The organism is Testudinibacter sp. 'clade 2' (assembly GCF_006227735.1).
GTDB lineage: Bacteria > Pseudomonadota > Gammaproteobacteria > Enterobacterales > Pasteurellaceae > Chelonobacter.
Map to the genome: position 1 here is coordinate 1 of NZ_VDHB01000119.1, position 11,956 is coordinate 11,956.

At 44.9% G+C, this 11,956-nt stretch carries 15 protein-coding genes; 4 read left to right on the forward strand and 11 right to left on the reverse strand.

Going from position 1 to position 11,956, the window contains the following annotated elements:
- Window positions 1–476: 476 nt before the first annotated feature.
- The 9 genes from pheA to pntA all read right to left on the reverse strand — a co-directional run bounded on the left by pheA (window position 477) and on the right by pntA (window position 7,025).
- Window positions 477–1,637 (reverse strand): prephenate dehydratase, encoded by a 1,161-nt coding sequence (gene pheA / locus FHQ30_RS09495; protein WP_139610316.1) that lies wholly within the window; start codon window positions 1,635–1,637, stop codon window positions 477–479.
- Window positions 1,638–1,751: 114 nt separating this feature from the next.
- Complete coding sequence (gene raiA / locus FHQ30_RS09500) at window positions 1,752–2,075, reverse strand: ribosome-associated translation inhibitor RaiA (protein ID WP_132964684.1); 324 nt, start codon at window positions 2,073–2,075, stop codon at window positions 1,752–1,754.
- Window positions 2,076–2,335: 260 nt separating this feature from the next.
- Complete coding sequence (locus FHQ30_RS09505; RefSeq protein WP_139610310.1) at window positions 2,336–2,602, reverse strand: GNAT family N-acetyltransferase; 267 nt, start codon at window positions 2,600–2,602, stop codon at window positions 2,336–2,338.
- 14 nt (window positions 2,603–2,616) lie between these two features.
- The gene (gene yacG / locus FHQ30_RS09510) at window positions 2,617–2,832 is read right to left on the reverse strand and encodes a DNA gyrase inhibitor YacG (RefSeq protein ID WP_139610309.1); all 216 of its coding nucleotides are present in this window, start codon (window positions 2,830–2,832) and stop codon (window positions 2,617–2,619) included.
- Entirely contained in the window at window positions 2,822–3,445 is a 624-nt protein-coding gene (gene coaE, locus FHQ30_RS09515; RefSeq protein ID WP_139610308.1) for a dephospho-CoA kinase, read from the reverse strand. Before coaE ends, yacG begins: the two co-directional genes overlap by 11 nt.
- Window positions 3,446–3,454: 9 nt before the next feature.
- The gene (locus FHQ30_RS09520; RefSeq protein ID WP_139610307.1) at window positions 3,455–3,736 is read right to left on the reverse strand and encodes a type II toxin-antitoxin system RelE family toxin; all 282 of its coding nucleotides are present in this window, start codon (window positions 3,734–3,736) and stop codon (window positions 3,455–3,457) included.
- The gene (locus tag FHQ30_RS09525) at window positions 3,726–3,980 is read right to left on the reverse strand and encodes a type II toxin-antitoxin system Phd/YefM family antitoxin (protein WP_139610306.1); all 255 of its coding nucleotides are present in this window, start codon (window positions 3,978–3,980) and stop codon (window positions 3,726–3,728) included. The genes FHQ30_RS09520 and FHQ30_RS09525 overlap by 11 nt, the downstream gene beginning before the upstream one ends.
- Window positions 3,981–4,108: 128 nt before the next feature.
- A complete protein-coding gene (gene pntB / locus FHQ30_RS09530) occupies window positions 4,109–5,482 on the reverse strand; it encodes a Re/Si-specific NAD(P)(+) transhydrogenase subunit beta (RefSeq protein ID WP_132964696.1) in 1,374 nt (457 codons plus the stop codon).
- Window positions 5,483–5,492: 10 nt separating this feature from the next.
- Window positions 5,493–7,025 (reverse strand): Re/Si-specific NAD(P)(+) transhydrogenase subunit alpha, encoded by a 1,533-nt coding sequence (gene pntA, locus FHQ30_RS09535; protein WP_139610305.1) that lies wholly within the window; start codon window positions 7,023–7,025, stop codon window positions 5,493–5,495.
- A 250-nt stretch (window positions 7,026–7,275) separates the two neighbouring features.
- Here pntA and sfsA point away from each other — a divergent pair, with 250 nt between their 5' ends.
- The 4 genes from sfsA (at window position 7,276) to FHQ30_RS09555 (ending at window position 10,251) form a co-directional block, all read left to right on the forward strand.
- Window positions 7,276–8,007, forward strand: a complete 732-nt coding sequence (gene sfsA / locus FHQ30_RS09540; RefSeq protein WP_139610304.1) for a DNA/RNA nuclease SfsA — start codon at window positions 7,276–7,278, stop codon at window positions 8,005–8,007.
- Window positions 8,008–8,244: 237 nt separating this feature from the next.
- Entirely contained in the window at window positions 8,245–9,432 is a 1,188-nt protein-coding gene (gene tyrS / locus FHQ30_RS09545; RefSeq protein ID WP_139610303.1) for a tyrosine--tRNA ligase, read from the forward strand.
- Between the two features lie 149 nt (window positions 9,433–9,581).
- Complete coding sequence (locus tag FHQ30_RS09550) at window positions 9,582–9,785, forward strand: YMGG-like glycine zipper-containing protein (protein ID WP_139610302.1); 204 nt, start codon at window positions 9,582–9,584, stop codon at window positions 9,783–9,785.
- 160 nt (window positions 9,786–9,945) lie between these two features.
- Window positions 9,946–10,251, forward strand: coding sequence for a hypothetical protein (locus FHQ30_RS09555; RefSeq protein WP_139610301.1), 306 nt, complete (start codon window positions 9,946–9,948; stop codon window positions 10,249–10,251).
- Window positions 10,252–10,256: 5 nt separating this feature from the next.
- On the opposite strand, the gene FHQ30_RS09560 is transcribed toward FHQ30_RS09555, so the two are convergent.
- The gene (locus FHQ30_RS09560; protein WP_176552586.1) at window positions 10,257–11,492 is read right to left on the reverse strand and encodes a type II toxin-antitoxin system HipA family toxin; all 1,236 of its coding nucleotides are present in this window, start codon (window positions 11,490–11,492) and stop codon (window positions 10,257–10,259) included.
- A 2-nt stretch (window positions 11,493–11,494) separates the two neighbouring features.
- Window positions 11,495–11,794, reverse strand: coding sequence for a helix-turn-helix domain-containing protein (locus tag FHQ30_RS09565; RefSeq protein ID WP_139610299.1), 300 nt, complete (start codon window positions 11,792–11,794; stop codon window positions 11,495–11,497).
- Between the last annotated feature and the right edge of the window lie 162 nt (window positions 11,795–11,956).

The window sequence follows — 11,956 nt, forward strand, 5'->3', positions numbered from 1 at the left end:
TTATTTTAGGAAAAATAGCCTTATTAAACGCAGATTCTAAGCCATGTAAGTTTCATCTAATCTAAAAAAGTATTTTGACCCACTACGCCCAAAATAAAACCCACTAACCATAAAAATTAGTGGGGTTTGTCAGCAGTCTGACATGCCCCTTGAGGGGCATGTGAAGTACTAGGCCCTTATAGGGTAGCCGAAAAACCGCACGTTTCACGTGCGGATTGTTATTTAGTAAAAATCTAGGGTGTGTTGATCTTTTAAGTATATTATTTGAGCTAAAACTATCCCTTTAGCCTAGCACGGCAAAGCCGTACTAGGTTACGCATAGATCAGCCGCTTTGCGGCTGCTTCAGAGAGGCAAAGCCTCTCATCAATGCTTAACCGATTGCGACCGTAGGTCGCTGTCGGATAAAATCACACTCTTTTTGTTTGATTTATAAACACAAAAGATCAACAGCCCCTAGATTTAAGCCTGAACGACCTTAAGCCGGATCAACCGGTTGCACAATTTCACTCGGATAACAACCGAGGATTTTGAGGTAGGTGCTGACCTGTTTCAGTTCCTCAAGTGCGGTTTGGGTTTGCGGATCGTTGATATTGGCTTCGATCTCCAGATAGAACATCTCCTCCCACGGGCGGCCGTAGATCGGACGCGATTCCAGTTTGCTCATTTGAATATGATGGTTTTTAAACACTAATAGTGCATCCACCAGCGAGCCTGCCGTTTGCGGTGTGCTCATCAACAACAGTGTTTTGGTTTGTAGTTGCGGCGAAACCGTAATAGCTTTTTTAGCAATCACAATAAAACGGGTGATATTGTTCGCTTGGTTGGCAATCTCCGTTTTCAGCACGCGCAAACCGTACAGCTTGCCGCCATCGGCGTTGCCCAGTGCGGCAATATTCGCTGTATTCAGCTGCGACACCAACTGCATCGCATGCGAACTGCTTTCGCAATAGTTGATGTGTACCCGCTCCAATTGTTGAATAAATCGGCTGCATTGGGCGATCACTTGCGGGTGGCTGTATAAGGTATCAATCTGCTCAAGTGCGGTATCTCCGGCGACCAACACGCAGTGCTTAATCGGGTAGGTCAGCTCGCCGACAATCGATAATTGAGTATGTTGCAGCAGATCATACACATCATTAATCGCCCCCGAGGTGGTGTTTTCCAACGGCAAGATACCGTAATCAGCTTCGCCACTTTCGACTTTATCAAAAATTTGCTGAAAACTATCGCTGCTCAATTCGACTAACTGCTTTTTATAGCGTTCGGCATACTGACGTGCCGCCAGATTAGAATACGAACCGCGCACCCCCAAAAATGCAATGCTAATGCTGTTTTCACGCTGTTGATTGAGCTTATTCTGTAAATATGCCTGCTGGGTCAACACCGAATCTTCAATAATTTTCTGAAAAATTTGGGTGATATATTGCGCTTCCAGTGGGTAGTTTTGTGCTTCAGCAAAATGAATCAACTCTTGCAGCAGCTGCTGTTCACGCCCGGTGTCACGCAGCGGTTTCTTGCTCTGCTCTTTACTGCGTGCCACATCGTACGCCAAACGATGACGTTCAGACAATAATTTCAACAGGTGGCGATCAAGTTGGGTAATCTGTTGGCGGATCTCGTTCAAATCTTTTGGCATCATTTTTTCCGTTTAACGATAAGTTGTCTCATTCTATGTAGTAACCGCACTTTTCTCAAGTTCAGAACACAAAAAACCCGGCTTTTTTGCCGGGTTGCTCGCATCACATGTTTATTACTGTTCGAAGGAGTCTTTTAATCTTTCACTCGCACGCCGAGCCTCACCTTTATGTTGTAATTTATTCAGTTGGCGCTCCAGCTTTTCTTCTAACTCATTAATGGTTTTATACATATCTTCTCCTTCGGCACTGGCGAACAGATCACCTAATGGCGTGCCGATGGAGGCTTCCGCCGAAAAACCTTTCGGGGTTTTGTTCAAAATAAGATGCGGATTAATCAGTTGGGTTTGCCACTTTTCCAGTTTTGCGATGCGATCTTCAACGTGAGCGCGAATTGCAGGGGTAATTTCCATTTGTTTGCTTGTAATGTTTACTGTCATAGTATTTACCTCTTTTTTAGGTAGGTTGTCGAGTGCGAACACTCAAGAAAAATCCATTTAGGGTTAGTTACAACATAGTCCTACTATCAACAGATTTCAAGCCTTTTTCTTTGTTTTGTAACACAATTTATCAAAAAATAGGCATAAGGCAAAAAATCGGATAATTTCCCTTTTATTTTACGTTAAAATTGCTATGATAATCGAGATATATCACATCAGCCATCAATATAACCACTTATTTTTATTCGATTTTTTGATTATTACAACCGCTTCTCACGCCGCATTTTACTTTCAATATAGCTACAGCTCGGTTTCACTTGGTAGCCGTTTTGAGCAACAAATTCGATAAATGCCTGATAGAGTTTATCCGCCACACCCTGTCCGCGTAGCGAGGGATCAACATGGGTGTGGTAGGCATCAAGCGTATTCTGATTTAAAGTGCGGTATGCCAGCTCTGCAACCCGCACGCCGTCGCGTTCGATCACAAATGCACCTTGCCCTGGCTGTTGTTGATGTTGAATATCCATCTTCTTCTCCTGTTTTAATGTTTAACCCAATCCTGCGCCTCACCGTTCACGCTGCTGTCGAGCGCAAAATCGGCGGTATCCGAAGCAATGGTTTTCTCTTCATTTGCCCATTCGCCCAGATCGATCAATTGGCAGCGTTTGCTGCAAAATGGACGAAACGGGCTGTTTTCGCTCCACTCGACTGATTTACGACAGATTGGGCAAGGTACGCTGATCATCTCATTTTCCATGTTTTTTCCCTGCTAACGCTAAATAATGTTGATGTAATTGCAGCACTTGCGCGCGCAAATCCTTTTCAGACTCGGATAAAGGGCGGTCATTGTTAATCACATCGTCGGCTTTTGCCAAACGCTGCTGGCGACTGACCTGTGCCTGCATAATTTTTTTAATCTGTTGAATATTACTGTTGTCACGCCGCACCGCTCTTTGCAGTTGAATGGCTTCACTAACGTCCACCACCAACACCCGATCACAATATTCAGTCAATTTATTTTCAATCAACAACGGCACTACCCACAACACATAAAGTGCGGTTTGTTGTTGCAGCCGGCGCAACATGCGTTGTCGAATTGCCGGATGCAACAGTTGATTCAACCATTCGGTTTTCTCTTTGTCAGCAAACACGATTTGACGCAACGCTGCTCGATCCAGCTCCCCCTCGGCGGTGATCACCTGCTGGCCAAAATGCTCGGCAATCTGCGCTAATAACGGCGATCCTGGCGCCACCACTTCACGCGCCACCACATCGGCATCCACAATCGGCACGCCCAGCTCAGCAAACAAATCGGCAATCGTACTTTTGCCACTACCAATGCCGCCGGTTAGTCCTATGATATAGGTCATTTGATTTCCCTAACGTTTATCTGCTGTCTTATACACTTCTGCGCCTTCACGTTTACCAATCGCCAAGACTAACACCGTGATTGTATTATCATTCACTTCATATACCAAACGATAACCCGAAGTACGCAGTTTAATTTTATAACGCGCTGAATAGCCGGATAATTTATCACTCATAGTGTGCGGTGCAATCAGCCTTTCTGTGAGCTTCTTTTTAAATTGCATTCGTACCGTTTCACCCAGTTTACGCCACTCTTTTAATGCGCGTTTATCAAAAATTAATTCATAACTCATCAAGTGAAACCTTTACCGCTTCCAATGTTTTCAAACGTTCGTCTGCAATTCGGTTTAATCTTTGGTCTTCCAGCATTTCTTGAAAATATTCAAATAATTCAGGCGTTACGCAATAGAATGCTGGTTCGTTGCGATTTAAAATCGCAATTGCGCCACTATCACTGGCTGCAACGGTTCCCATTGGGTTTTTCTTGAGATCAGTAATGCTGGCAACGGTATTGGTTAAAATTTGATGTATAGCCATATTGCTCTCCTATATTCAAAAACCCAGGATAACACCAATAAAAGTTTTTTTAAAGCACCACAAACCGCACTTTAAGTATAAAAAAACCTGCTGTCAGCAACAGCAGGTTTGAGCTTTAATCGGATAGCTTACAGTGCTTTCAAAATATCATCCACACGCTCTTTGGCATCACCGAACAACATTTGGGTATTGTCTTTGAAGAACAATGGGTTTTGCACCCCGGCATAACCCACCGCCATAGAACGTTTGAACACGATGACGTTTTGCGCTTTCCAGACTTCCAACACCGGCATACCGGCAATCGGACTATTCGGATCGTCTAACGCCGCCGGATTGACGGTGTCGTTGGCACCGATCACCAACACCACATCGGTGTCTGGGAAATCTTCGTTGATTTCATCCATTTCCAGCACCACATCATAAGGCACTTTGGCTTCTGCCAACAGCACGTTCATGTGTCCCGGCAAGCGACCGGCAACCGGGTGGATGCCGAAGCGGACATTAATGCCTTTGTCACGCAATTTCTGGGTGATTTCCGCCACCGGATATTGCGCCTGCGCCACTGCCATGCCGTATCCCGGGGTGATGATCACCGAGCTGGCATTTTTCAACAATTCCGCCACTTCTTCGGCACTGGTTTCACGGTGTTCGCCTTGCTCTTCATCCGAGCTGGCCTGCACATCGTTACCAAAGCCGCCGGCGATCACGCTGATGAAAGAGCGGTTCATCGCTTTACACATGATGTAAGACAGAATCGCACCGGAAGAACCCACTAATGCACCGGTCACGATCAACAAATCGTTGTTTAGCATAAAACCGGCCGCTGCCGCTGCCCAACCGGAATAGGAGTTCAACATGGAGACCACCACCGGCATATCTGCGCCGCCGATAGAAGCCACCAAATGCCAACCGAATGCCAAGGCAATAATCGTCATCAGAATCAACGGGAATAAGCTGGCATCGCCGACAAATGTGAACATCAACAACACAGAAACAACTACCGCCGCCAAATTCAATTTATGGCGGTGTGGCAAGCTCAACGCTTTGGAATTGATGATGCCACGCAATTTACCGAACGCCACAATCGATCCGGTGAAAGTGACTGCGCCGATAAAGATGCCTAAAAAGACTTCGACATCGTGGATATTCTGCATCACAGAATCCATCACGCCATGTGGGGCAAAATAGCTGTTGAAGCCGACCAAGACCGCCGCCAAACCGACGAAGCTGTGCAAAATGGCGACCAATTCCGGCATTTCGGTCATTTCGACTTTCAGCGCACGTTGGATCCCAAGCACTGCGCCGATGACCATCGCAATCACGATCCACCAATGACCCTGCGTTTCCGGTCCAAAAATCGTTGCCACCAACGCAATCGCCATCCCGACGATGCCATACCAACAACCCGCTTTGGCGGTTTCATGTTTAGAAAGACCGGCTAAGCTCATAATAAATAGTAGTGCTGCTACAATATAAGCGGCTTGTACAAAACCTGCAGACATGTTTTTCTCCTTAACCTTTTCTAAACATTGCCAACATGCGTTGTGTCACTTTGAAGCCACCAAAAATATTGATGCTGGCGACTAACACCGCAATAAATGACAGGAATGTCACGACCCCGTTGCCGTGCCCGATTTGCAATAATGCACCGACAATGATAATCCCGGAAATCGCATTAGTTACCGCCATCAATGGCGTATGCAACGCGTGGCTGACGTTCCAAACCACATAATAACCGACCACACAAGCCAGTACAAAAACGGTAAAATGCGATAAAAATGCCGCCGGTGCAACCGAAGCCAACCATAAGAAGGCGGCGGCAACTGCTGCCATAATGCCGTATTTCACGGCCGGATTAACCGGTTTCTCTTCTTTTTTCGCAATCGGCGCCGCTGCTGCTTTTTGCTGTGGCTGTGCCGATACTTGAATCGGTGGCGCCGGCCAGGTCACTTCGCCGTCACGCACGATGGTCACGCCGCGTAAAATCACATCATCAAAGTCGATATTGATATTGCCATCTTTCTCTTTGCACAACAATTTCAATAAGTTGACTAAATTTGTGCCGTAAAGTTGTGAAGATTGGGTTGGTAAACGGCTTGGCAAATCGGTGTAACCGATGATTTTCACTTGATTTTCGGTAGTGACCACTTCACCGGCTTTGGTCAACTCGCAGTTGCCGCCGGTTGCCGCCGCCAAATCGACGATCACGCTGCCCGGTTTCATTGACTCAACCATCTCTTTGGTAATCAAACGTGGCGCAGGTTTGCCCGGAATCAGTGCGGTAGTGATGATGATATCCACTTCTTTCGCTTGCTCGGCATACAATGCCAATGCACGACGGTTAAATTCGTCGGACATCACTTTGGCATAGCCGTCGCCGCTGCCGCCTTCTTCTTTGAAGTCGATCTCAAGGAACGAAGCGCCCATGCTTTGTACTTGTTCTTTCACTTCCGGACGAGAGTCAAACGCACGCACAATGGCGCCCAAGCTGTTTGCCGCTCCGATCGCTGCCAAGCCTGCAACCCCGGCACCGATAATCAACACTTTTGCCGGTGGCACTTTGCCTGCTGCGGTGATTTGCCCGGTGAAGAAGCTACCGAATTCGTGCGCCGCTTCCACCACTGCACGATAACCGGCGATATTGGCCATCGAACTTAACGCATCTAATGCTTGTGCCCGTGAGATACGCGGTACGGATTCCATCCCCAGCACATTGATTTTTTTAGCAGATAATTTTTCGACTAAGTCAGGATTCTGTGCTGGCCAGATAAAGCTGACCAAGGTTGCGCCTTCTTTAATGGTGGCAATTTCCGCATCGGTTGGTGCGTTTACTTTAAAAATGATGTCAGAATTCCAAACATCGTTCGCCGTTCCGACCGTTGCGCCGGCTTCGGCGAAAGCCTGATCTTCAAAGCTGGCTTTAAAACCGGCATTATGTTCCACAACCACTTCAAACCCGAGCTTCAAAATCTGCTCGACGGTTTTCGGTGTTGCCGCCACCCGACTCTCATTGTCGAGCAGTTCTCTAGGTACACCAATTCGCATAATCGTTAACTTCCTTAATTGACTGGTTAAAAAAGTTTGGGCATGCAAATGCCCAATCCAAAAAGCATAGACTGACTCCAATCCTTGCTACTATTTTTACTGAAACCGCACTTGGCAGCAGCAAAAAATAAATCCGGTTAACTTTATCACTTCTTACGGAAAATGGGGGAAAATTTTTTAAAAAATCTGTGCACTCGAAGCAGAATATGCTATTAAAAGCGCTCTATTGATTTACCGAAAAGAAAACATCATGCAACTACCACAATTACAGTCTGCTACATTAATCCGTCGTTATAAACGCTTTCTCGCCGATATTGAATTGCCAAACGGTGAAGTTATCACCATTCACTGCGCCAACACCGGAGCGATGACCGGCTGTGGCGAAGCAGGCGATACCGTTTGGTACTCCACCTCCGATAATCCGAAACGTAAATATCGTCATTCGTGGGAGCTGACTGAAAAAGCCAACGGTGAGCTGGTGTGTGTCAATACGGCACGAGCTAATCAGTTAGTGCACGAGGCTCTGCAACAAGGCAAAATCGCAGAATTAGCGCAATATCAAATAATTAAACCAGAAGTGAAATACGGCACAGAAAACAGCCGGATTGATTTTTTGTTGCAGGCAAACGAGGCGCAAACCGCACTTGCCGATTGTTATGTTGAAGTCAAATCCACAACCTTATTGACTGAAAGTACGGTCGGCATGTTCCCGGACGCCAAAACCGAACGCGGACAAAAACACTTGCGGGAATTGATACAAATGCGGCAGCAAGGACAACATGCGGTGATCTTTTTTGCGGCACTGCACAGCGGAATTCAGTGTTTTCAAGTTGCCGAACAGATTGATGCCAAATACGCCGCACTACTGCAACAAGCGCAACAGCAAGGCGTACAAATTCTCTGCTACACCTGCCGTTACGACAAAGAAAACGGCACACCGACCGCACTTCACTTAAGCCATGGCGTACCGATAAAAATATAATGTCCTAATTTAAAGTATTGTAAACACACTATGCAATATTAATGATAAGGATTATCATTAGCGCCACTAGATAAGAACATAAATAAATCTAGATAATCACTCCAACATTTCACGCCTCTCCCCACAAGAGGCTTTTTTTTGCTTAAAATTTGATGGGTTAACCCTTTCTATTTGCGTTTTTATGCTTATAATAATCCGTTTATTATTTATCAATATCCAATCACATTTGAGAATATTATGACTGAATTAAATACTGTGCTCGCCGAGCTGAAACGCGGTGTAGAAGAAGTGCTTTCCGAAGCGGATTTAATTGAAAAATTGAAAGAAAACCGCCCGTTGCGCATCAAACTGGGCGCTGATCCGACTGCACCGGATATTCATTTGGGACACACGGTGGTGCTGAATAAACTACGCCAATTCCAACAATTAGGGCATGAAGTCTATTTCTTGATTGGTGATTTCACCGGCATGGTCGGCGATCCGTCCGGCAAAAACACTACCCGTCCGCCATTAACCCGCGAAGACGTGCTGGCAAACGCAGAAACCTACAAACAACAAATTTTCAAAATTCTCGACCCGCAAAAAACCAACATCGTGTTTAATTCCGAATGGTTGGGGCAATTGGGTACGGAAGGCATGATCCGCCTTGCCTCGAATTACACCGTTGCACGGATGTTGGAACGTGATGATTTCAAAAAACGCTTCACCAATAACCAACCGATTGCAATCCACGAATTTATCTATCCGTTGCTGCAAGGGCACGACTCGGTTGCATTACAAGCGGACGTGGAATTGGGCGGCACCGACCAAAAATTCAACCTGTTGGTCGGACGTGAGCTACAAAAATCTGCCGGACAAAAACCGCAAGTGGCGATCACCCTACCGTTGCTCGAAGGCTTGGACGGTGAGAAAAAAATGTCAAAATCACTGGGCAACTATATCGGTATCAGCGAAGCCCCGGACGAGATGTTCGGCAAAGTGATGTCAATTTCCGATGATCTAATGTGGCGTTGGTACGATCTGCTCTCTTTCCGTCCACTGAGCGAAATTGCGCAATTCAAACAAGAGGTTGCCAACGGCAAAAACCCACGCGATCTGAAAGTGTTATTGGCGAAAGAGATCATCGCCCGTTTCCACAGTGAAGCCGACGCCAACGCTGCTGAACAAACCTTTATCAACCGTTTCCAAAAAGGCGCAATGCCGGACGAAATGCCGGAATTTGAATTCCAAGGCGAAATCGGTTTAGCAAACTTATTAAAAGAAGCCGGCTTAGTCGCTTCCACCTCCGAAGCCAACCGCATGGTGCAGCAAGGTGGGGTGAAAATCGACGGTGAGAAAGTGGAAGACGCCAAATTGGTGATCACCGCCTCAAGTGCGGTTTACCAAGTCGGCAAACGCAAATTTGCCCGAGTAACGGTAAAATAACTGTCTTCAAACCTAGGGGCGATAAACGAAATTGGGTTTATCTGCCCTTCATTTGATGTTTATAATCACGTTTTTTTACAGACCCATCATATCTATTTACCCTAAGTTTGTTATGCTAGATGCGATCTAGCCCAAATAAAGGAGTTTATATGAAAACAAATCTATTGAAACTGTCTGCTCTGATCATGGCATTATTTGCCTTTTCCGGCTGTTCAAATATGAATCAGCAACAAAAAAATACTGCTATCGGTGCCACTATTGGTGGCGTCGCCGGCAATGTGATCGGCAACAGCACTGGCGCTACCCTGGGTGGTGCAGCACTAGGCGGTGTGATCGGTAGCCAAATTAAATAACCTTTTAAAGCCTATTCACATAATTTGGGGGGTGTTTTCAATTCCCTAACACCGCCCACGTTTATCCTAATAGTCACTTTTCTTGCGGCAGAAACCTGCCACATCATCCCACATTGAATGTCAAGCTGGTCTGCAATCATTTCATTCGGAGAGATACATTATGTCCCAAAAAATCGAAAAATTTCAAAAAATGGTCAAAGTCGATGCTTACCTGATTCCTGAAAGCGAAGCCAAGCAATATATCGCCGACCGCACTTTAACCGCACAGCGTTTAGAAAAAGCCATGCTCACTTTCTGTGAACGCATCGAATACGGCGGCAAAGGCTCAGAAGACGGCGAATTTATCACCGGCATCGACCAACACGGCGAATATCAAGTTTTAATGCACCTAAGCCCGGAAGAAGTGGAAATGGTCATGGGCTGTGCAACCGAAGAAGAACTGGTGGCATTGTTGAAAGCGCAGTAGCGGAATTATAGGTTAAACGCAAATTTCATTGTTTCTTGTTCAGATCTTGGAATACCAATTTCAAATGCTACTTTTTGCCAGTTTTTTACAGAAAAAAGTACCTCATCATAGTGTTTTTTAGCCTGGATATCAGTTAGTTGAAAAAATTCAGCGACGTCAAAAGCAAGTTGATAATCAAGCCGATTATCTTTATCGGTGATATTTAGGTGTAAACCTTGTGCTGTAGTTGGGTTAAGATCATAAGCTGGTGAAAGCTGCCAGCCATTGTTCGTATAAACAAAACCATGATTGCGTAAATGATCATCAGTATTTGATATAGCAATATTGAATACTATCCGTTTCCATAATTGAGCTAAATCATGACGTGTATTTGAACCTTTTTCAGCGAGGAATTGGGCTATTTCAAGATAACTGGCTTCATAATCCCCATCATAATAACCCAATTGTGTTAATGCTGAAGTAAAATGCCTGCGAATATTGCCGATACGATCAAATCGTTGGGTTAAGAACGTATGATAAGGTTGATTAAATCGCTCAATACGGCAAGGCGACATAATAATTCCAGCAGGCACGGCTAACCGATAGGCTAGGAATTCCCAAGCAGCAATATCATAATCATCATGTCGACTTGGAAATTTTGCAATCCAAAGTTGCCTTGTTTCGTCAATAATAGAGGCTTTAGGTCTTGCTCCTCCAAGGGAGGAGCCTGGAGACATCAGCATATACAACCATTTTAAATAGTCAGGATCATCGGTATTATCACTCTGCTCTAATTTCATTGATGCAAACTCTAATTCACGCAATGACGAAAACGGGGGCGCTGCAAGTTGTTTATTATTATCTAAAAACTCACCATCTAAATCCGTTTTAAACCGTAGTGCGCCCATTCGATTCATATCATGCACACCGAGCAAATAGTCACTATCCATTAGTGTAGCTGGACGACGGTTTTCTTGATAAGCTAATGCAGCCTCACGACGTTTCATCAAGAGACGCCCCCAACGATCGGGGCTGGAATCTAAAAATATCCGAAAGTTTTGGGTATTCGTACTGTATTGTTCACCGCGATATAAATGTAATTCAGGATCAATTTGTTGAGCAAAGGGGGAAGTAAGCCAATCAATATCATAAGAAAATCGAAAATTTTCCTTGCCACGAACAATATCTGAAATGAGCGTTCCTACCAAAATAGGCGAAGTAAATTGTTCCCAGTGTGCAAAAGCATAAATATTTTTACTCATTATTATTTTCTCAACAATTCAATATCTTGTAATTTTCTGCCTAATTCATCATCCTGAGCGACTAGCTGTAAATCTTGCTCCAAACCTAAAATTCCAAGTATCATCACATAGTATCCTATTGCCACATTAGGATCACCGTGCTCAATTTTACGCACAGTATGACGACTAAGCCCTGAGCGTTCAGCAATTAAGGTTTGGGTTAATTTTCGTCTTTTGGCTGCTAATTTGATATTTTCGCCCACTTGTTTTAATGCCTGTTGGTATTTCGGAAAAAGCATTGGAGATTTAGATTTATTGAGCATTATAATTACCTAATTCATACAGTTTTGGTAATTATAATGCTCATAGTATTCAATGATATATTGCTGATTTTTATCCAGCACAATTGATAAAGTGCCCTCAACCGCACTTTGTGTTTCAATTTACGCTTTCACCACCGGATAATAAGGTTCGCCCCACAGTGT